This is a genomic window from Nostoc sp. NMS8 (assembly GCF_017115045.1).
Classification (GTDB): domain Bacteria; phylum Cyanobacteriota; class Cyanobacteriia; order Cyanobacteriales; family Nostocaceae; genus Nostoc.
The window spans coordinates 33,540-53,348 of the sequence record NZ_JABXKK010000092.1 but is presented as its reverse complement, the minus strand read 5'-3'; the positions used below and the strand labels follow the sequence as shown (position 1 = coordinate 53,348).

Here is a 19,809-nt window from a genome sequence, read left to right as displayed (position 1 = left end):
CCAATTAGCAAATATTGACATCAATAATTGTCCAAAAGTTTTATCGCATTTTATACATAATTTCGGAGTTTTTCTGCATAATCTGTTGGTTTTTCTCCATAGCCTCTTGGACTTGCTTCCTAAGCTGTTGGTTTTTCTCTTTAATCTGCTGAGATTTATGTATAGACAGCCATAATTCCTCTCTAATGAACAACTTCTCTGAGAGGAACAGCTTTGCTTCTAGATTTTCAGTTTGCTCTTGAGAGCACACACGATCGCGTCCTGCTGCCTTTGCTTGATACAATGCTTTATCCGCCGCCACAATTATTTTTTGAGAGTTAGAGTTAGATATAGGAATTACTGTAGCTAACCCAGCACTCAGGGTTACATAAGAACTAAGTTGTGAATTTTCATGGGGAATTGCCAGTTTCCGTACAGCAAAACAAATTTTTTCTGCAATGTGAGCAGCACCAAGTATGTCTGTGTTAGACAAAATTACAGCAAATTCTTCCCCACCATAACGGGCAACTAAATCAGTAGGACGTTGAACAACATCTTTTATGACTTTAGCAATTTTACTAAGACAGCGATCGCCCATTGGATGACCATAGGTATCGTTGTAGGATTTGAAGAAATCTACATCAACAAGGATGAGGGAGAGGGGCTGTTGTGAGCGTGTCATGCGCCGCCACTCAATATCAAGATACTCTTCAAATCGTCGGCGGTTAGCTACTTGAGTTAGGCAATCGATAGTAGCTAGAGTACTTAATCGCTGCAATTCTTCATTAGCGCCTTCTAGTTTTTGCTGAAGTTGGCGACGCTCTAGTTCTTGGCTGGCTACCAAAAACTGATAGTCCAAATTGCTCAAGCTTTTCCCCTGTAACCAGTCTAAGACCTCTTGCAATGCCTGCCCCCGCAGTAAACATGACTCATCTTGATAGCCGGATGCTAGCCAAGCACTAAATGTTTGGCAATAAGAATGAAGATTGTCTAACTCCACAATCATATTAATTTATATAAAAATTTAATTATATTAGATGTGTATTTGATTGATGCCTATTTTATTACTTTTGGAATAGAAAAATCTAAAATGTAAAAGCAAGTGTCTGGTAGTTGTTGAACTGCGTAGCCGTAAAGCCTGCGGCATAGCTACTCTTAGGGCGCAGCCTCTCGTAGAGAAGTATGAGTTTTCTGTTCTTAGGCCCCCTTTCCTCTTTTTGACTTCCGCCTTGCGATACTAGTTTGGGTTTGTAACGTTAAGGATTTTTTGTAGTAGTAGTAGTAAAAATGATTTTTACCACTACAAGGTTTTCCTAATCTGGTAAATTTTAGCCAGCAGGTGGGAAGGGGCGTTTGAAACGCCGATTTTTGACTAACTCTTGGGTTTAATATAAGCGATCGCATGTTTCCAAATAGTGGTTTGCTGACTGTTTTCATCAGCAATACAGATACACTGTGGATCTTGCCATAAAACCTTTCCTGTGATTACATCCTGAGTTAGCAGCTTTAACTCTACTGGCGTTGTTTGTTTGATCAGGTTTTGGACTTGTCTAATACTGGGTAAAGTGGTGTCAAATTCGGTAAGCATTTTTAGTAAAGATGAACCTACAAGGCAAAATAAAGAGTAACTAATCCTTGATAATTCATCCTTGAAGAAATGGCAATTGAATTTACTAAGTATCATGGTCTAGGCAACGACTTTATTTTGATTGACAATCGCTCGTCATCTTTGCCTGTATTGACTCCAGAGCAAGCGATCGAGTTGTGCGATCGCCATTTCGGTATCGGTGCTGATGGTGTTATTTTTGCCCTACCTGGTGAAAATGGCACTGATTACACCATGCGGATTTTTAATTCTGATGGTTCCGAACCAGAAATGTGTGGCAATGGCATTCGCTGTTTAGCTGGCTTTTTAGCAGATTTAGAGGGACTGGAGACTGGGCAAGAATTTTCCCAATCCTCAATCACATATCGCATTCATACCCTAGCTGGTGTGATGATTCCCCAAATCCTTCCTAATGGTCAAGTAAAGGTGGATATGGGTTTACCCAGGTTACTCGCTGGCGAAATTCCTACCACCCTTGCACCTGCTGAAGAAAAAGTCATTTCTTTGCCGTTGGAGGTGGCGGGGCAAACTTGGGATGTCACTTGTGTAAGTATGGGTAATCCCCACTCTATTACCTTTGTGGAAGATGTCGCAGCGATTGAGTTAGAAAGCATCGGCCCCAAATTTGAGCATCACTCAGTTTTTCCGCAACGCATAAATACCGAATTTATTCAAGTAGTGCGCCGTGACTATCTAAAAATGCGAGTATGGGAACGAGGTGCTGGAATTACATTAGCTTGTGGGACTGGTGCTTGCGCTTCCTTAGTAGCTGGAGTATTAACTGGAAAATGCGATCGCACTGCCACTATAGAATTACCAGGTGGCCCCTTACAAATTGAATGGTCAGAAGTAGACCAAAGGGTTTACATGACAGGCCCAGCCAAGAGGGTATTCACAGGAAAATTTTGAGCCACTCCCCCGTTTTCAAAACGGGGGATTCAGGCATCAGACAGAGATTGCAGTCTGGGACTGTCTAACATCTCCTACGCCTAGAGTCGAACTCCCGACTCTTTTAATATTCAAACTGGCGTTTCCATCTCGGTCATTTTCAGATTGACATGAAGGACAACGCCAACGTCTAATTGACAAATCTAGACTTTCTAAAATATGTCCACAGCTAGAACAAGTTTTGGTGGATGGATACCACTGATCAATAAATACAATCTGCCTATTCTTCTTTTTGGCAATCCATTCTAGAATTTGCAGGAACTCACCAAATGCCAAGTCTGATATTTTTCTACCCCAAAAACGGTGCATTCCTTTAAGGTTTAAGCTTTCAAAGCAGAGAACATCAAACTTATCCGTTAACTCATGAGCTAGTTTCCAAAACCAATCACGACGACGGTTAGAGATATCTTCGTACCTGCGTACTAAATTCTTTCTAGCTTGTTCCCGATTAACTGAACCTTTTAATTTCTTAGAATGCTGTCTGCTGGCTTTTTTAATTGCGTTTAGGGATTGCTTAAAAAACTGAGGAGACTCAATTGTTGTACTGTCTGAACAAGTGAGAAATGTACGCAAACCAAAATCAAATCCCGCTATCTTACCAGTCGTAAATTTGGCTTCTGGTTTATTGCCTTCAATAACGATAACCATAAACAACTCACCCAATGGTGTTCGTTTTATGGTTAAAGTTTTGACAGTTCCCTCTATTTCTCTAGACTTCCAAAACTGATAAACTTTGCTCCCAATCTTTACCCTATTGCCACATAAAAACTTATATCCGGCTTGCTTTAAGGTAAATGACTTGTATTTCTTGACCTTTTTAAATCCTGGTGGTCTGACTCCTTTCTTATTATGTTTAAAAAATAATTGGTAGGCTTTCTCAATGCGTTGGCAGATATCTTGTACTGCTTGAGATCCTACTGTCTGCCAAAATGGGTTACATTTCCGCAGTTTAGCAATATGAGATTGAAGTTTTGCACAGCTTAAATGTTTGCCCCACATCCGGTAGTAGCGTTTGTGCAAAGCAATACAATGATTATAGATTACACCACTCGCATTAATCATGCGCTTGAGGTATCTATTCCGCTTGTGGTGATATAACTTAAACTTCAGTGTCTTCATGCTAGTATTGTACCACAGTGACGGCATTATGACGGCATGAAAAAATTAACTGTGAGATGTTCTGATGAGGAGTACGAGATTCTTGTGAAGTATTGCCACAAGAAAGAGCGTAGTTTAAATGATATTCTCAGAGAACTAATCAGAACCGTGACGGACAAATAAATTTGTCCTGTTCGCTTATATCCTCCGATTAAAAATACGGGGGCTTTACGCTTCACGACTCGTAAAAATTATTTCCTCTCTTATCGAACAGAATTCTGAGTTCTGACTTCTTCTTCAACACTGTGTTCTCTGTGCCTCTGCGGTTCAATAAAAAAACTACAGAGGCACAGAGGAACCAGAGAGAGAAAATAAAGACATTACTCCAATGTCATTAAAATCAGGCGATTCCACCGTTTACACGAATATTTTGCCCAGTAATCCATCTGGCTTCGTCGCTAGCGAGAAATGCTACTACGTCGGCGATTTCTTGCACATCTCCCAGTTTGCCAAAAGCAGCCATTTGGGCTAAACGGTCTATCTGTTCTTGTGTTTTGCCTTCTCGGAATAGTTCTGTATCAGTGGGGCCAGGAGAAATAACATTAACTGCGATCGCTTTTGCACCCAATTCTTTAGCTAGTACCCGCGTGATTTGTTCTACAGCACCCTTGGTTGCGACATAGGCACTATAGGTTGGCAACATCATCACCGTCGTTGATGAGGAAAAGTTGATAATCCGTCCTCCTTCTGACATGTGTTGTGCGGCTTGTTGGCAAGTAAAATAAGTGCCTTTGACATTAATTGCATAAATCCGATCAAACTCTTCTTCTGTCACCTGAGTAATTGGTTTATAAAAGGCGATTCCGGCATTGTTGACTAAAATATCGAGTTTACCAAAACGTTCTAGTGTTTGCTCAAACAACCTTTGGATATCGGGTACTTTGCTAATATCAGCTTGGATAGCGATCGCCCCTACTCCCAACTTTTCAACTTCTGCAACAACTTCCTGTGCTTTTCCTGCATTACCCGCATAATTAACGACAATAGATGCGCCGTTACCAGCTAATTTGAGTGCGATCGCTCGTCCAATCCCCCGCGATGCACCAGTGATAATTGCAACCTTTCCTGCCAAAGATGCCATAAATTAATTTGCTTTGATTTTGGTTCACCAAAGTGATTATCTGCTGTTTTAGTCATTGAGCATTAGTTATTCCCCCTTCTGCTCCCCTTATCTCTACTCCCACTCCCTTTACTCTTAATTAAAATTCTGGAACGATCGCAACACCATCCCTAAGATTGAGCAATCCTGAGATAATAACTTTATCTTCTGGCTGTAATCCTTCGATAACTTGGTAATTATTACCTTTGATCTCGCCTAGCTTCACTTGCCTTTGTCGAGCTACTTGTTGCGATACACCTTGGGGAGATTTTTCGGTTTCAACTACATAAACAAAAGTGTCCCCACTGACACGAGTCATTGCTGTTGTGGGGATTAAAACTCCGGGGCGCTGATTCCAGAACACTCTAGCTCTTACCAATTGATCTGCCCGTAATTGACCGTTAGGATTATCAAAAAGTGCTTTGATTAATATCGTTTGTGTCTCACTACTGGCGCTAGGTGCGATGAAAAATACCCTACTTCTACCCAGCTTTTGACCTTGTGTATTCATAACCTCCACTGGGATTCCCTTACGCAATTGGGCCCCTTGCTGTAGTGGCACAGAGATATTCACTTCTAAAGGTCGATTTTGGGTGATATTAACTAATTGTGTGGAAGTATTAACTAAATCACCAACTTTCACAGCCATATTACCAACTGTGCCACTAAAGGGAGCGGTAATTTTGTCGTACCGGATCTGCTGTGTTTGATTTATATTAGCTTGCTGCAAGGATTTTTCAGCTTGCAAGATGATCGCTCGTTGTGCTTGAATCCTGGAATCAATTGCATCAAGACTAGTCTTAGCATTGGCGAGCCTATCAGCAAATTGATTGCTAGTCTGTCGAGATATGGCTCCTTGTTCAGCTAGGTTGACAAACTTTTCGTAGTTCTGCTGGTATAGTTGCACATTTGTAACGTATGATGATCGTTCTGCTTCCAGAGATTTGAGTGTTGCGCGGGCATTTGCCAGTTGCAATAAAAATCCTTGAGGCACAGTATTGTTAAGAGCGATCGCTGCTTGTGGTGTACGATCTACTTGGAGAATTGCCGCTCCTGCGGGGACTGGATCTCCAGATTTGACAAGTATTTGGGTAACTTGACCCTGAATCTTCGGCTGGAGCGTGACTGAGCGCTGAGATTTTAGGCTAGCAATAAAATCTGAACTTTCCTCAATTATGCCGCTTTGTACTGTCGATATTTTGACTCTTACCCCTTGAGGTTGAGTGTTAGCAGTTGAGGGTGCTGAATTTTGCGGAGTGAGCAAACGCCAAACTATCGCTGCTCCGCCCCCTAACAATAGTAGTGCTGCTAAAAATAACCAAAGCCACCGCCGTTTTCCAGAAGGTGGCTCAAATGAGGTTTGTGGAGCTTTTTCTCCAAAATCAGTTTGAGGCTCAGGGGATGTCATGGCTTATGAAGAACTTAAGGAACAAATTAACTAGAATTGAATCAAAATTTCATCTTTCGATTGGAAATTACTGATTTGGCATGAGGTTTTATCGCAAATTATGTGTTATACCATCCAAATATACAGTTTTGATGATTCTGTCTAAATCTACCGAAAGGTGAATCCCCTCAAAATAAATCGCCGTCAAGACGCAAGACTGATTATTGTAAAGGCGGCGATTCATCGCGTCTCTTGTCTTAACTGAACAGTATTGCAAGTTTTCTTATTTACAGCAATTTTAATTGACAATGCATTTCCCGATGCCAAGCGATCGCTGTTATTCCAACTAAACATTAGGATTATTTGCCAGAACCTTGGGCACAACCAGATTTAAAATAACCCAAAAACTGGCCATCATGCCCTTGGAAACTTTGCTGATCCTGCTACCAAAACCGCAGTTTGGGATAGCCTTACAAGTGCGCCATTTTTATGTGACAATTATTCAATAGCGTTAAGCTAATAGAAATACATTTTAATTAATATTAGTGATGTCTAATATTCAAGAACACGTAAATACTCTCGTAACGAGATTTGTTCCAGGTTATAGATTTCTACGTTTGCAAGAACTGACAATTGATAAAAATAATTCCCTCCAAACAGAAATTGATAGTAAATCAATTAAAGTTCTTAGCTGGAATATTGCTAAACAAAACTATAATAAAACTTGGGTAAAAGATTTTTTAGAAATCATCGATACTTATCAACCAAATTTAATATTCTTACAAGAGTTTTCTCTCAAATTAGAAGCCGATGAATGGGGAAAATGGCTGAAAAAAAATTGGAGCTTTGCACCTAACTTTGTAGATATTCATCATCAAACCTATTCGGGGATTTTCACAGCAGCTACAATCAGTCCAATTACCAAACAAGTTATCACTACTCAACATCATGAGCCGATTGTGAGAACTCCTAAAATTTCTTTAATTACTGAGTATCTGCTATCTGATCAAAGCACAACTCTCCTGACAATCAATAGCCATTTGATAAATTTTGTAGATTTAAATAAATTTAAAATACAACTGCAAGAATTAGAGCTAGCGTTATCTACACATCGCGGGCCACTAATATTTTCAGGAGATTTTAATACTTGGAGTCGAAAAAGAGCAGTTATCCTCAATCAAGTAACAACTAAATTAGGGTTAACGCCTGTAGTTTTCGCACCTCATCATCAGGATAAAATTAAACGCTTCCTATTATCACCCCCTTTAGATCATATCTTTTACCGAGAGATCAGTGTGAAAAAAGCCACTGCAAAAGTGCTAGACGAAATTTGTTCATCAGATCACAAACCATTGCTGGCAGAATTTACTTATACCAATACTCAAAAAAATTAAGATGCTTGTAGATAGTAGTGTTCTCGCAATTTTTAGCACAGCGACAGTTGTTGTTCATTTCGTGGGAGTTATACATGCAGCCCATGCAGTGATGAATGTGCGTTCTTCCCAAGGGGCAATTGCTTGGAGTATTTCCCTAATTACCTTTCCCTGGCTAGCAATTCCGTTGTATTGGATTTTAGGAAGAACTAAATTTCATGGATATGCTGAAACACTGCGCTCAGTCTATGCACAACACTACAAGCTTTTACATCCTACTTATAACGAACTGATTAAATTTCAAGTTGCGCCGCCCGATAATCTCGCTGAATTACAACCATTAGCGGAGACTTTTACAGATATTTCTTTCACATCAGGGAATGCTGCCGAATTACTGATTAATGGTCAGCAAACCTATGAAGCAATGCTAAAAAAGATTGCAGCAGCGACAAATTATATTTTGTTTCAATTTTATACTGTTAACGATGACCAATCAGGTAATGAATTTAAAGAAGCGTTGATTGCTAAAGCCAAGCAAGGAATCAACATCTATTTTCTCTACGATGAAATTGGTTCAAAAAAACTATCTCGCCCTTATATCGAGTCTCTACAACAGCATGGAATTGCAGTCAGTGCATTTAACACCACCAAAGGTCAGGGTAATCGTTTCCAATTTAATTTTCGCAATCATCGGAAAATTTTAGTAGTGGATGGAGAAATAGCATTTGTCGGTGGACTGAATATTGGCGACGAATATTTAGGAAAAAATCCTCGATTGAGTCCCTGGCGCGACACTCACATGATGCTTGAAGGCCCAACTGTAAAAAGCCTACAAAATTCCTTTGTGCGAGATTGGTATTGGGCGACTCGAAAACTTATCGAAGTTAATTGGCAGGTAAAAGTTAATCAGGAAACTAATCAAACTGCATTTATACTTCCTACAGGCCCCGCAGATCGTTTGCCAGCTTGTAAGCTTTTTTTCGTCGAACTAATTAATCAAGCTCAAACTCACCTCTGGATTGCTAGTCCATACTTTGTGCCGGATGAGGCAACATTGTCGGCTTTAAAACTGGCAGCAATGCGAGGTGTAGATGTGCGAATCATCTTACCAAATCGACCCGATCACTTATTTGTTTATTTATGTTCCTTCTCTTACTACACCGAAATGGAAACAATCGGTATCAAATTGTATCGTTATAAAAATGGGTTTATGCACCAGAAAATTATAGTAGTTGATGATAATCTCGCAGGAGTAGGAACTGTGAATTTAGATAATCGCTCTTTTTCTCTAAATTTTGAAGTTATGGGTTTTGTTACCGAGCCTGAGTTTGTCCAAAGTGTGAAAAAGATGTTAGAGGATGATTTAGCCGTCTGTGTTGCTGTTGATCTTCATGAGTACGATAAAAAACCTTTTTGGTTTAAGTTAGCCGTGAGAGTCTCGCGATTGCTAACTCCTTTACTTTAATGTGAGTCGTAGGGGCACAGCATTGCTCATTGGTGTCAACTTAACGTGAAAACTAGCAGCCCCACAAAATTCTAGAACCAGCTTTTATCTCGTTCCCAGTCGGAGACTGGGAATGCTCATCATTGAGGCTCCGCCTCTCTTGCTGGCGGCAGAGCCATCAAGAGCAGCATTTCCAGCCGGAGGCTGAAAACGAGATTTGAAGAGGCTTCTAGCTTAAGTTGACATTAATGGTAAGATGCCTACCCCACAAGAGTTATGGTTTTTTAGCAGAGAATTTACTTTTTGGGATTCCCTAAATATCTAACCCAACTACCATTAAATCAGGCGGATGTTCAACATTAAACTGGTAATATATTTCTCGCCGCTCTTGGGGTGGAAGAGTTAATAGCCACTCTAAAATTCCCATTTCACCAAGTTGAATTTGTGGGTTACTGCGGCTAAGACGCACTTTAATTTGCTCGTTGCGGCTAACTGGTAATTGTTCAGTTAATTTCAGATTTAGTTCTTTGTCGAGTAAGTTAGTAATGATCAACCGATAACTGTAAGTAATCCGGCGCTGGCTACTAATTAATCTTTTATCTACCAAACGCTCAACTAAGTCGCGCTCTATTTTTAAACCTTCATCAATTCCTAAATTCAGTTTGAATTCTTGCCCTGGTGCAATATTGTCTAACCCAGTAGTGCCGACAAAAACGTTATCGCGGAAAATATTCGCTTTACCTGGTAACAAAGTTGCACCGTTGGGATTATTTTTCACATTCGCTTGTAGATAGGCAAAGCTTACCAAGCGTGGCATTGCTACATAATCGAAGCTACAAGGATAATCATCGTTGAAAATAGTAGTTTTATGGGGTGCGCCATCACTAGGAATGTTACCACCACCATTCAGTTTAAAGGTAACTACACTCCCTTGTTTGGATACTTCTGCTATAACGGTTTCGGCTGGAATGAGATTATCCTCGGCAACTTCGTCTTGTTCTTGCCAATCTGTTCTGGCGGCAGAAGCAGGCGGATCTGCTATGCTAGGCAGCAGTGGTGGCTGGGTAGCAAATTGTCGTCGTCGTAACATTTGGGGACGTGGCGCATCAATATACCAGGGTTCAAGTTTCGGTGGGAGTGTACCTAATCCTGGTTTAGCGGTAGAAAGGGTGAGATTTGCACCAATCCAATCTTCGCCAGTGCTTTGGGTGATTTCTGCAAGGTAGCTCAGATGTACAATATCGCTGGTGGTGCTAAAGCGCAAGTCATAAAGCGGATTCCAGCTAGCGCGATTTACTATGTAGGATACCTCTAATTCAAATTCGCCTTCGCCTGCTACTTCGACTGCGACAACTAAGCTAAAACTCTCTTTCGGATGAGGTGTTTGGATTTTTTGCAATGAGGTGTGGAGTGCTTGCAGTTGTTTGTCTAATTCCTGCTGTTGGGTTTTGCACTCTCCAGATGCGATCGCATATTCACTATACTGGCTTCCGAGAAAGTTTAGAAAATCCAAAGTTTCGCTGAGGCTGAGATTTTTCCGCGACAAACTCTGGGAAAAGGGTTCTTCTGTTTTTTCACGTAAGCCGGCGATAAAACTAGATTGCAATGCTAAAGCATCCACCTGAGCTTGCAGATGGCGTTTTTCTGCTTCTAATTGCTGAATTTGCCTTGTTAAATGCGCTACTCGTTCTGCTATTGGTTCAGTAGTGTAAATGCGATCGCTACTAACTCCCAGCAAGCGCACCCCTACCGTACCTGTACCGCTAACCCTGACAGACTCAGTTTCTAGAGTCATTGGCACTGGGGTAATTACTAATTCCTGTTCAATTCCTGTTAAATTAACTATACTACGCCGTGTAACCAATGCTCTGTCAGCATACACGGTAACAGCTACAATCTCGCTTTGTACTGTTTTGCGCCAAGACGGCAATTCCGGGTTAACCATTGCCAGTTTTCCCCCATTTTTAATGATTCTGCTGGTTAATTGTCAATGTTTCCCGGTCTAAGAGTCAACCCCCTTTAGGTAATTCGTAATTCATAATTACGTTAGCGCAGCGGTAGCGAGTCCGCGTACTCTTTCAGAGAAGCAAGCTACGCTTTTAGCGTCTCGTAGAGAGCGTCATTACGAATTATTTTACCCATGAATTGGTTCGAGCGTACTAGAAGTAGTATCAGCATTTTGCTCGACAAAATTCTTTGCGGCAGTTAGTAGATACTCATAATAGGCACGAGCTACGATAGAGAGCTGCTTGCCAGATGGGTAAACCATGTACCAATGTCGCTGAATAGGGAAGTGTTGTACATCTAAAATGCTAAACTCTGAAGTGTCGGATAGTAAGGTATGACGAGATAAAACAGAAATACCTAAACCACCTGCGATCGCTTGTTTAATTGCTTCATTACTTCCCAACTCTAGCTTGACTTTTACCGTTACCGCTTGTTCTTCAAATAGCTTTTGGACGGCGCGGCGTGTTCCTGAACCAGGTTCCCGCATAATAAAAGGTTCGTGAGACAGGCGTTGGATAGGAATATTTTTTTCTTTGGATAACGGATGATTAGTTGGTGCAAATACGATCAAAGGGTTTTCTAAAAATGGTTCACAAGTCACATCTATATTGTCTGGAATTTGACTCATAATATATAAGTCATCCAAATTCTGACTCATCCGTTCTAAAATTTGTTCGTGATTTGTTACTTGTAGCGAGATATCAATCCCTGGATAAAGTTCGCAAAACGGCCCTAACAAACGTGGGATAAAATATTTTGCTGTTGTAATCACTGCCAAGCGTAATTGTCCCTGTTTAAGCCCTTTTAAATCTGCCACCTTCATTTCATACTGGGCTATATTGTGAAAAATCTGCCGACAAGTGGCAAATAACTCCCGTCCGGCTTCCGTCAGATACAATCGCTTCCCTACTTGCTCAAATAATGGCAGCCCTACCGTTTTTGTAAGTTGCTTGATTTGCATAGAAACAGTAGGTTGGGTGAGAAACAATTCCTCAGCAGCACGAGTAAAGCTACTGTGCCGTGCCGCCGCCTCGAACACCTTTAACTGGTGCAGCGTCGCTTGGTTCAAGGTGATTCTCCTGTATATAGCGATTAATAGATATAAAACTAGTATTGCTGAACACTGGCAAATGATGTAGTGATGCTCATAGAAAGTTACGAGTTTTATCATAGATAAAACTCTATTGTTTATATTAAAATAATGGTATTTTATTTATGGATTCAAGAAGGTATTATCAGAACAGCTAAAGCGTAAGATGCCTTCCATCTCCTGATGAATGATGAATAAGGATTTTTAAAAATTCATCTATCATCATTCATCATTCCATAATTCTTCTGCAACTTTTGTCGGTAGCTTGGTTAAGTCTGGTAATCTTAATACTTCGATTTCGGCAACTTGTTCTTTAATATTCACTGGCAAGTTTAACGGTTCCCGTTCTTCTATCCAGCAGCTTGCCAATGGCAAGGTTAACTCCATTTCATCAAGGGGTCGAGGAATTACCATCACAGCATTCAATTCCCCAATACGTTCTGCTTCAAACATTCCCGCTTCCACTGCTACCGCCACATTTGCTACGGAACCACGAATAATCGCTGTACACAAACCCGCACCAATTTTTTCATAAGCTGCTAAATGAACATCAGCAGCTTTGAGCATGGCATCACACGCTCCTACCATTGCGGGAAATCCTCGCGTTTCTACCAAACCAATTGCTTGATTACTCAGACGGCTATAATTGCCCTCTTGCATCAATTTAGTGAAACGGGTTGTGATGGGAAGCACTATATCTAGGTTGGGATAAGGTCGGGGAATCACCAAACTAGAAACCAACTGACCAAACTGTTCAGCTGTTTGCACGCCTGATTCTACTGCTAGACGCACGTCAGCAATTCCACCCCGGACGATCGCAGTACAATGACCACTACCAGTTTTTTCATACCCAACCAGGTGAACTCCCGCCGATTTCAGCATCATATCCGCTGTCCCCACGATCGCGGGAAAGCTGCGGGTAGAAACTAAACCTAAGGCGGTATCTTGAAAGGTTTCTTGACTACTCGCCCCTTGGGTGGTGCGAGTAGACCGTTGATTGTATGTTTCCATGATGAATTCTCCAAAATACGGAAAAAGCCGACACCTTACAATTAACACTTACTCGAACTAATCGTCAGAGTTGGGGTTGCTCAAGGATTGTCTATGAGGAAACAATGTAGTCAACAGTCTGCTGATGCTCCCTTGTCCATAAATTTGAGTCCCGAAACCATTAGGAGATTCTGTAGTTGGCTGACTGGGGTCTGAATGATATTCTGTAGACTCTTGGGCGGCTGACTCCAAGGTGGAGTTAGCATCATTGGCAGGTTCCTCCACGGGAGGAGACTGACTTTCGGGAGTGGCGGGAGATTTAAAATAAGAAATCGACTTGTTTTGTTTGAAATCTACAAAAGCCGCAGCTGAGAAGTTAGTAGAGGAAATTACCTTTTCCTTAACCTCACCTGAGCCATTTTCCTCTTCCTTCGGTGGTACTGCATTTGTAGAAGTAGGGTTATTTGTAGATGGTTCTGGTTCCTTGATTTGGCTAATCTGCCGACTGGTGTCTCCTAAAATTGAACCAGGTGGTACTACTTGTTCAGGTTCAACCGAAGAGTTAAAAACTGTTGTTGCTGAACCAATACAAGCATTTGCTCCAATTTTGCCCTTGCCAACCATCAAAAAACCGGCTCCCAGGTTTGCACCTGCTTCTACCTCTAGAGTGCCTTCATGGACTTGGAGAATTGCTCCCATACCAATGCAGACCCCTGGCCCAATGATGATCTTGCTATTTCCAGCCGCTTGGAGGATCACCCCAGGTGCAAGTACCGCGCTTGGATGAATAGTCACCTCACCACTAATGTAAGAATCAAAGTTATTGCTGAGGCGCAGTGGCGGCACAGACATGGAAATTTTAACCTCGGAAGCAGGTGTAGTGCTGAGTACTGAGTGCTGAGTGCTGAGTAATTAGTATGTTCTAAAATCTGAGCTTACAGCTGGTTTAACTGGTGTCTTTAAAGTGTTAACTCAGCACGGGCTAAACCCTAGCTATCCGCTAACAGCACTTTTAACTCAGCACTCATTACTGCTATGGTCTTTGAATAATCGTTTCTAATACTCGACGCTTGGCCTTGGGGTCAACACCAATTAAGCGTACATATTCCCCTGGATATTCGCCGAGTTGTCCTTCTACGGCTGCGATCGCTTCTCTTTCTGAGGAGGCTTGAATTTGACCTGTACTAGTCCAGGAACCTGTACGGAATCGCCGTTGATCTACATGCTCAACACTGATTTTATACCCACCAGCTAATAGTTGCCGGAGTTGTTCTACTACTTCAGTACTCAAGCGGGTAGCGGTAGCGGTAGCTGTTGATTTTGCAGAAGATGCTGCTGTACTAGTGGTAAATGATTTCTGACTGCCAGAGGAGGCTACTTGACCGTTTGGACGTTGGATAATAGTCTCTAATACCCGCCGTTTGGCTTTAGGGTCAATACCAATTAAGCGTACATATTCTCCTGGATATTCGCCGAGTTGTCCTTCTACGGCTGCGATCGCTTCTCTTTCTGAGGAGGCTTGAATTTGACCTGTACTAGTCCAGGAACCTGTACGGAAGCGGCGCTCATCTACGTGTTCAAGGCTAATTTTAGAGCCGCCAGCCAATAAATGACGGAGTTGGTCTACTACTTCTGTACTTAAGTGGGTACTGGTAGCTGTTGCTGTAGTAGAGCTAGCACTGGTATTAAATAATTTCTGACTACCAGAGGAGGCTACTTGACCGTTTGGACGTTGGATAATACTTTCTAATACCCGCCGTTTGGCTTTGGTATCAATACCGATTAAACGCACATATTCGCCTGGATGGCTGGCGATACATTCTTCTAAGGCGGAGATGACTTGATCTGTGGAAGTTGCTTCTATTGGCTTGCAACTAGTCCAGGAACCAGTGCGGAAGCGCCGCTCATCTACGTGTTCTACGCCAATTTTGTAACCACTTGCCAACAGTTGGCGGATTTGATCTAGAGTTTCGCCACTAATTTTGGCACTGCTAGAGCCATTACCGTTACCATTACTGCTGCTGTAGCTGCCATTGCTATGGCTACTAGTTGGAGCTTTAAAACTGGTAGCTGGTTTCGCATCACCATCTGGACGTTGGATGATGCTCTCTAGCACACGCCGTCTACCTTTGTCAATGCCAAACAGGCGGACATACTCGCCGCTATGGTCATTTAGACAGCTTTCTAAGGCTGCGATCGCTTCACCGATCGATCTCGGTTCAATTGGTTGACAACTAGTCCAAGAACCCGTGCGGAATCGTCTTTGGTCTACGTGTTCCGTACCAATTTTATAACCCTGCTGTAATAGATACCGCAACTGATCTATTGTTTCTGCACCCAAGCTATTGCTCGCCACTTCACTACTCCTTTCCAACTCTAAAACAGTAATACCATTACCTGTATAAAATTTAGCGTTCTCATCCCGAATGGGTGCTATACATTTGCTATCCGCAGCACAGAGATAACCCGCTCGTAATGCCTGATTAATCCCAACCACATGATGAGCAAATTCCTTATCTTGATCTTGCACATCTGGCAAGCGGTCAGCTTGCTGCTGGCTGGTAATTATCGCTCCCGAAGGTACATACTTACCGGCGGGAATCTCTACGTCTTGAATTAAAGCGTGCATCATCACGATGCAACCTGCACCCACTCTGGCATTAAACACCGTCGAGCGAAAGCCAATGAAGGAACTATCCCCTACATAAGCTGGCCCGTGAATTAGAGCCATGTGGGTAATGCAAGCGTTTTTACCAATCCATACTGAGTATTTATTTTGGTCATCACCAACTACTCGGCCTTCCGCCAACCCATGAATGACAACACCATCTTGAATATTGGTATTTTCACCAAGATAAAAGGGTGTACCTTCATCCGCTCTAATCGTAGTCCCCGGAGCAACGATTACATTTGCACCTATTCGTACATCCCCAATCAGATTGGAGAATGAATGTACAAAGGCAGTTTCATGGACTTTGGGTTCAGCTAAATTCCTTGACCACGGGGTTGGGGGTGCCGCCGTGCTGCGGACTGCCATCGCGAGATTCCTCCTGAAATTAAGTTACGAGTTATGAGTTATGAGTTATGAGTTTTAACTCCTCACTCCTCACTCTTAACTCCTAACTTTTCTAACTGTTGACTATCGATATTGATCTTTTTTGCTGTAAATTAGGCGATCTTCAACGTAAATAGTATCTATGATCGCCACCACTGCTGCATCCAATGGACGCTGTTCATTGCCAACAACTTGACGAGCGGCACTACCACGAGTGATGAGTACCCACTCATCTACTCCTGCTCCCACAATATCTGCTGCTACTTCATACTCTGGTAGGATATTGCCGTTTTCATCTACTAATTGTAACAACAGTAGTTTCACACCTCTAAGAGTTGGATCTTTTTGGGTGCTAACTACTGTGCCGCGAACTTTGGCAATTTGCATTACAAATTACGGTCTTCTACCGAAAGGACGAATTGCATTCACATTTTCCCGGAACTGCTCTACATCTTCGGTATAACGAATTGGTAGAACGTATTCTAAGTTTTCGTGAGGACGAGCAATGATGTGAGTAGACAGTACTTGTCCGCCATTGACTCGCTTTACAGATTCAACTCCTGCGGCTACAGATGCTTGAACTTCGGAAACGTCACCCCGAACAATTACCGTTACCCGACCACTACCAATTTTTTCATAACCTACTAAAGTAACGCGAGCCGCTTTCACCATTGCGTCAGCAGCTTCTACCACTGCTGGAAAGCCTAGCGTTTCAACCATTCCCACTGCAATTGACATTAGTTTTAATCCCTATTTAAAGTTTTTAGTCTTGGACAACAAAAGTGATGCTCAATCAGGTAAAGAGCGTTAATTACTTTGTTTAAACAGCTTTTAAGTACGGAATTGTTCTACCGCCTCTGTGTAACGTATCGGCAATACGTATTCCAGGTTTTCGTGAGGACGAGCAATGATGTGAGTGGATAACACTTCACCACCGAAGACTCTTTTCGCCGCTTCAACCCCAGCTGCTACAGAAGCTTGAACTTCCGATACATCTCCCCTAACTATGACGGTGACACGAGCGCTACCAATTTTTTCATAGCCCACTAAAGTTACACGGGCGGCTTTCACCATCGCATCAGCAGCTTCTACAACTGCTGGAAAGCCTTTCGTTTCAATCATCCCAACTGCAATTGGCATCGCAGAACTCCTACAAAATGAATCAGATCGGTACTGTTGTTTGAAATTTTTGACGGGGAGAGGTTTATCTTACAGCTAAGAAAACACTTCCAAATTAAGCATAGGAAAACTTGGCGTCCCTGGCAATATAAATTACTATAATAGTTTATGATAAGAAAGTTTTAAAAAACTTAACAAAAAGTTATCTGTCCTTCTAGGCGATTAAAGTTCACTAATTCCTAGAGAGGCCACTTATGCTTTATAATTTCTTTATTACATTGACAAAACGACATTCATAACCAAGGCTAATCCGATCTGTTGAGGGAGAAACATCGGCTGTAACTTTTGCTGCATCTATCTTTTGTTAAAGATTGCTACATCTAGAATGACTAGGTAAAAAATATATAACTTTTTCAAATATATTGTATAAAGTACTTTGGTTAAAATAGAAATACAAATGTAAAAAGGTCGGTGATGTTAAGGCAAGTAAATGCTTTTGCTTATGTGAAGTTATATTTTACTTATGTTAAATAGGGTAAAGCTAGGTAAAAGTACTCGCTAGAATGTAGCTGAAGCAATATTAAAAAAACATCGATATTTTGGTAAATTAATTTTATTAAATAAATAATTGTTTTAGAGCTTTTTTAAAATCAAGGCTAAGTCGTCAAGGAAAATTTAAATGGAACAATTTCTATTTTCAACAAGTTGGTTTGTGCCTTTTTATAGCTTATTGGGCGCAATTTTGACCTTGCCGTGGGGAATAGGAATAATTAGGCGAACAGGGCCAAGACCTGCGGCATATATCAATTTGTTGACGACCGTTTTAGCTTTTATCCATAGCCTGTTTGTATTTAAAAGTATCTGGTATAGAGAACCAGAAACTTTACTGGTGAATTGGTTCAAAGTTGCGGATTTAGATTTATCTTTTGCCTTGGAACTGTCACCAGTTAGTATTGGGGCAACAGTTTTAATTACAGGGTTAAGCTTACTGGCACAAGTTTACGCTCTGGGTTATATGGAAAAAGACTGGTCGTTGGCGCGTTTTTTTGCGCTGCTGGGATTTTTTGAAGCAGCGTTGACTAGCTTAGCAATCAGTGATTCTTTGTTTCTCAGCTATGCCCTTTTGGAAGTGTTGACCCTTTCAACTTACTTGCTGGTGGGGTTCTGGTATGCTCAACCGTTAGTAGTGACGGCGGCGCGGGATGCGTTTTGGACTAAACGGGTGGGAGACTTGTTGCTACTGATGGCTGTAGTAACACTTTCTACCTTAGCCGGGAGTTTGAACTTTTCAAATTTATATGAATGGGCGCAAACAGCTAATTTAAGCCCAATTACATCGACATTACTAGGGTTGGCGTTAATTGCTGGGCCTGCTGGTAAATGTGCCCAATTTCCCCTGCACCTGTGGTTAGATGAGGCAATGGAAGGGCCAAATCCCGCTTCGGTAATGCGGAACTCGCTGGTAGTAGCTGGTGGTGCTTATTTACTGTATAAATTTCAACCATTGTTAGCCCTGTCGCCAGTTGCCTTAAATGCCTTGGTAGTCATGGGGACGGTAACGGCGATTGGAGCCACATTAGTATCTATAGCTCAAATTGACATTAAGCGATCGCTATCTCATTCCACCAGTGCATACATGGGGTTAGCATTTTTGGCGGTAGGGTTGCAGCAAGGGGGTGTAGCCTTGATGTTGCTGTTAACTCATGCGATCGCCAAAGCATTATTATTTATGAGTTCTGGTTCAGTCATCTTGACTACCCAAAGCCAAGATTTAACAGAAATGGGCGGTTTGTGGTCACGGATGCCAGCCACCACTACTGCCTTTGTAGTCGGTTCAGCTGGGATGGTAACACTACTACCACTAGGAAGCTTCTGGGCAATGTTAGCATGGGCTGACGGTTTCGTAAGTATTAGCCCTTGGGTAATTGGGGTTTTAATATTAGTTAATGGTTTAACAGCATTAAACTTGACCAGAGTATTTAGATTAGTATTTTGGGGTAAACCGCAACAAAAAACCCGTCGCACCCCAGAAGTGGGTTGGCAAATGGCGCTACCAATGGTAATTCTGACAGTGCTGACTCTGCTTCTACCTCTGATGTTACAGCAATGGTACTTGCTACCCGATTGGGAAAGTATTAATTGGTATGTGGCGTTAGCGTTATTTAGTTCTACCGTGGTGGGAGTAGGTGTAGGGTGTACAGTTCATCTGCACAAAGCTTGGTCACGATCCAGAATCTTGGCGTGGAGATTTGTGCAAGACTTGTTAGGTTATGATTTTTATATTGACCGAGTTTATTTTGTAACGGTGGTAAGCGCAGTCGCACTGCTATCTAAAATTTCTGCTTGGAGCGATCGCTACTTGGTTGATGGTTTTGTAAACTTGGTTGGGTTTGCAACAATTTTCGGCGGACAAACTTTAAAGTACAGTATTTCTGGACAATCTCAGGGCTATATGTTGACCATCCTAGCAGTCGTCAGCGTCCTGGGTTTTTTCATCAGCTGGTCGTTGGGTTTACTAGATAAATTACCTTTTTGAAGATATTGTCATTGGTCA

Annotated in this window: 18 protein-coding genes; 5 read left to right on the top strand and 13 right to left on the bottom strand. The window is 41.8% G+C overall.

Annotated elements, in window-relative coordinates:
* Positions 1 to 40 precede the first annotated feature (40 nt).
* Positions 41 to 985 (bottom strand): diguanylate cyclase, encoded by a 945-nt coding sequence (locus HWQ39_RS20140; RefSeq protein WP_292848893.1) that lies wholly within the window; start codon positions 983 to 985, stop codon positions 41 to 43.
* Between the two features lie 366 nt (positions 986 to 1,351).
* Positions 1,352 to 1,567, bottom strand: a complete 216-nt coding sequence (locus tag HWQ39_RS20135; protein WP_292848891.1) for an RNA chaperone Hfq — start codon at positions 1,565 to 1,567, stop codon at positions 1,352 to 1,354.
* Between the two features lie 69 nt (positions 1,568 to 1,636).
* Here HWQ39_RS20135 and dapF point away from each other — a divergent pair, with 69 nt between their 5' ends.
* Positions 1,637 to 2,494 carry a diaminopimelate epimerase gene (gene dapF, locus HWQ39_RS20130; RefSeq protein ID WP_292848889.1) on the top strand — a complete coding sequence of 286 codons (858 nt, stop codon included), beginning with the start codon at positions 1,637 to 1,639 and terminating at the stop codon, positions 2,492 to 2,494.
* Positions 2,495 to 2,530: 36 nt separating this feature from the next.
* Here the strand turns inward: dapF and HWQ39_RS20125 are convergent, their stop codons facing one another.
* A complete protein-coding gene (locus HWQ39_RS20125) occupies positions 2,531 to 3,652 on the bottom strand; it encodes a transposase (protein WP_292848887.1) in 1,122 nt (373 codons plus the stop codon).
* Positions 3,653 to 3,688: 36 nt separating this feature from the next.
* Between HWQ39_RS20125 and HWQ39_RS20120 the strand changes: the two genes are divergently transcribed.
* Positions 3,689 to 3,814, top strand: coding sequence for a ribbon-helix-helix protein, CopG family (locus HWQ39_RS20120; RefSeq protein ID WP_292848885.1), 126 nt, complete (start codon positions 3,689 to 3,691; stop codon positions 3,812 to 3,814).
* 217 nt (positions 3,815 to 4,031) lie between these two features.
* Here the strand turns inward: HWQ39_RS20120 and HWQ39_RS20115 are convergent, their stop codons facing one another.
* Together HWQ39_RS20115 and HWQ39_RS20110 are read right to left on the bottom strand one after the other, a co-directional pair.
* A complete protein-coding gene (locus HWQ39_RS20115; RefSeq protein ID WP_292848883.1) occupies positions 4,032 to 4,772 on the bottom strand; it encodes an SDR family oxidoreductase in 741 nt (246 codons plus the stop codon).
* Positions 4,773 to 4,890: 118 nt separating this feature from the next.
* On the bottom strand, positions 4,891 to 6,198 hold the full coding sequence (locus HWQ39_RS20110; protein ID WP_292848881.1) for an efflux RND transporter periplasmic adaptor subunit: 1,308 nt from the start codon (positions 6,196 to 6,198) through the stop codon (positions 4,891 to 4,893).
* 527 nt (positions 6,199 to 6,725) lie between these two features.
* On the opposite strand from HWQ39_RS20110, the gene HWQ39_RS20105 reads away from it, so the two are divergent.
* Both HWQ39_RS20105 and cls read left to right on the top strand, forming a co-directional pair.
* On the top strand, positions 6,726 to 7,571 hold the full coding sequence (locus HWQ39_RS20105) for an endonuclease/exonuclease/phosphatase family protein (protein WP_292848879.1): 846 nt from the start codon (positions 6,726 to 6,728) through the stop codon (positions 7,569 to 7,571).
* Position 7,572: 1 nt separating this feature from the next.
* Positions 7,573 to 9,015 (top strand): cardiolipin synthase, encoded by a 1,443-nt coding sequence (gene cls / locus HWQ39_RS20100; protein WP_292848877.1) that lies wholly within the window; start codon positions 7,573 to 7,575, stop codon positions 9,013 to 9,015.
* A gap of 292 nt (positions 9,016 to 9,307) precedes the next feature.
* Here cls and HWQ39_RS20095 read toward each other — a convergent pair whose 3' ends face one another.
* The 8 genes from HWQ39_RS20095 to HWQ39_RS20060 form a co-directional block, all read right to left on the bottom strand.
* Positions 9,308 to 10,939, bottom strand: a complete 1,632-nt coding sequence (locus HWQ39_RS20095; RefSeq protein ID WP_292848875.1) for a mucoidy inhibitor MuiA family protein — start codon at positions 10,937 to 10,939, stop codon at positions 9,308 to 9,310.
* A 189-nt stretch (positions 10,940 to 11,128) separates the two neighbouring features.
* On the bottom strand, positions 11,129 to 12,070 hold the full coding sequence (locus tag HWQ39_RS20090) for a LysR family transcriptional regulator (RefSeq protein WP_292848873.1): 942 nt from the start codon (positions 12,068 to 12,070) through the stop codon (positions 11,129 to 11,131).
* 243 nt (positions 12,071 to 12,313) lie between these two features.
* Positions 12,314 to 13,102, bottom strand: a complete 789-nt coding sequence (locus HWQ39_RS20085; protein ID WP_292848871.1) for a BMC domain-containing protein — start codon at positions 13,100 to 13,102, stop codon at positions 12,314 to 12,316.
* Positions 13,103 to 13,159: 57 nt separating this feature from the next.
* On the bottom strand, positions 13,160 to 13,933 hold the full coding sequence (locus tag HWQ39_RS20080; protein WP_292848870.1) for a transferase: 774 nt from the start codon (positions 13,931 to 13,933) through the stop codon (positions 13,160 to 13,162).
* Positions 13,934 to 14,114: 181 nt separating this feature from the next.
* Positions 14,115 to 16,118: a ribulose bisphosphate carboxylase small subunit gene (locus tag HWQ39_RS20075; protein ID WP_292848868.1), complete on the bottom strand. Its 2,004-nt coding sequence runs from the start codon at positions 16,116 to 16,118 to the stop codon at positions 14,115 to 14,117.
* A gap of 102 nt (positions 16,119 to 16,220) precedes the next feature.
* On the bottom strand, positions 16,221 to 16,523 hold the full coding sequence (locus HWQ39_RS20070; RefSeq protein WP_094327600.1) for a EutN/CcmL family microcompartment protein: 303 nt from the start codon (positions 16,521 to 16,523) through the stop codon (positions 16,221 to 16,223).
* Between the two features lie 6 nt (positions 16,524 to 16,529).
* On the bottom strand, positions 16,530 to 16,874 hold the full coding sequence (locus HWQ39_RS20065) for a carbon dioxide-concentrating mechanism protein CcmK (protein ID WP_010995041.1): 345 nt from the start codon (positions 16,872 to 16,874) through the stop codon (positions 16,530 to 16,532).
* Between the two features lie 93 nt (positions 16,875 to 16,967).
* Positions 16,968 to 17,276, bottom strand: a complete 309-nt coding sequence (locus HWQ39_RS20060) for a carbon dioxide-concentrating mechanism protein CcmK (protein WP_012410633.1) — start codon at positions 17,274 to 17,276, stop codon at positions 16,968 to 16,970.
* A 658-nt stretch (positions 17,277 to 17,934) separates the two neighbouring features.
* On the opposite strand from HWQ39_RS20060, the gene HWQ39_RS20055 reads away from it, so the two are divergent.
* The gene (locus HWQ39_RS20055) at positions 17,935 to 19,791 is read left to right on the top strand and encodes an NAD(P)H-quinone oxidoreductase subunit F (protein ID WP_292848866.1); all 1,857 of its coding nucleotides are present in this window, start codon (positions 17,935 to 17,937) and stop codon (positions 19,789 to 19,791) included.
* The last annotated feature ends 18 nt before the right edge of the window (positions 19,792 to 19,809 follow it).

What these genes read in the sequence shown, in the direction of transcription:
- HWQ39_RS20140 (WP_292848893.1), bottom strand. Translation starts at nt 985, where the DNA reads ATGATTGTGGAGTTAGACAATCTTCATTCTTATTGCCAAACATTTAGT.
- HWQ39_RS20135 (WP_292848891.1), bottom strand. Translation starts at nt 1,567, where the DNA reads ATGCTTACCGAATTTGACACCACTTTACCCAGTATTAGACAAGTCCAA.
- dapF (WP_292848889.1), top strand. Translation starts at nt 1,637, where the DNA reads ATGGCAATTGAATTTACTAAGTATCATGGTCTAGGCAACGACTTTATT.
- HWQ39_RS20125 (WP_292848887.1), bottom strand. Translation starts at nt 3,652, where the DNA reads ATGAAGACACTGAAGTTTAAGTTATATCACCACAAGCGGAATAGATAC.
- HWQ39_RS20120 (WP_292848885.1), top strand. Translation starts at nt 3,689, where the DNA reads ATGAAAAAATTAACTGTGAGATGTTCTGATGAGGAGTACGAGATTCTT.
- HWQ39_RS20115 (WP_292848883.1), bottom strand. Translation starts at nt 4,772, where the DNA reads ATGGCATCTTTGGCAGGAAAGGTTGCAATTATCACTGGTGCATCGCGG.
- HWQ39_RS20110 (WP_292848881.1), bottom strand. Translation starts at nt 6,198, where the DNA reads ATGACATCCCCTGAGCCTCAAACTGATTTTGGAGAAAAAGCTCCACAA.
- HWQ39_RS20105 (WP_292848879.1), top strand. Translation starts at nt 6,726, where the DNA reads ATGTCTAATATTCAAGAACACGTAAATACTCTCGTAACGAGATTTGTT.
- cls (WP_292848877.1), top strand. Translation starts at nt 7,573, where the DNA reads ATGCTTGTAGATAGTAGTGTTCTCGCAATTTTTAGCACAGCGACAGTT.
- HWQ39_RS20095 (WP_292848875.1), bottom strand. Translation starts at nt 10,939, where the DNA reads ATGGTTAACCCGGAATTGCCGTCTTGGCGCAAAACAGTACAAAGCGAG.
- HWQ39_RS20085 (WP_292848871.1), bottom strand. Translation starts at nt 13,102, where the DNA reads ATGGAAACATACAATCAACGGTCTACTCGCACCACCCAAGGGGCGAGT.
- HWQ39_RS20080 (WP_292848870.1), bottom strand. Translation starts at nt 13,933, where the DNA reads ATGTCTGTGCCGCCACTGCGCCTCAGCAATAACTTTGATTCTTACATT.
- HWQ39_RS20075 (WP_292848868.1), bottom strand. Translation starts at nt 16,118, where the DNA reads ATGGCAGTCCGCAGCACGGCGGCACCCCCAACCCCGTGGTCAAGGAAT.
- HWQ39_RS20070 (WP_094327600.1), bottom strand. Translation starts at nt 16,523, where the DNA reads ATGCAAATTGCCAAAGTTCGCGGCACAGTAGTTAGCACCCAAAAAGAT.
- HWQ39_RS20065 (WP_010995041.1), bottom strand. Translation starts at nt 16,874, where the DNA reads ATGTCAATTGCAGTGGGAATGGTTGAAACGCTAGGCTTTCCAGCAGTG.
- HWQ39_RS20060 (WP_012410633.1), bottom strand. Translation starts at nt 17,276, where the DNA reads ATGCCAATTGCAGTTGGGATGATTGAAACGAAAGGCTTTCCAGCAGTT.
- HWQ39_RS20055 (WP_292848866.1), top strand. Translation starts at nt 17,935, where the DNA reads ATGGAACAATTTCTATTTTCAACAAGTTGGTTTGTGCCTTTTTATAGC.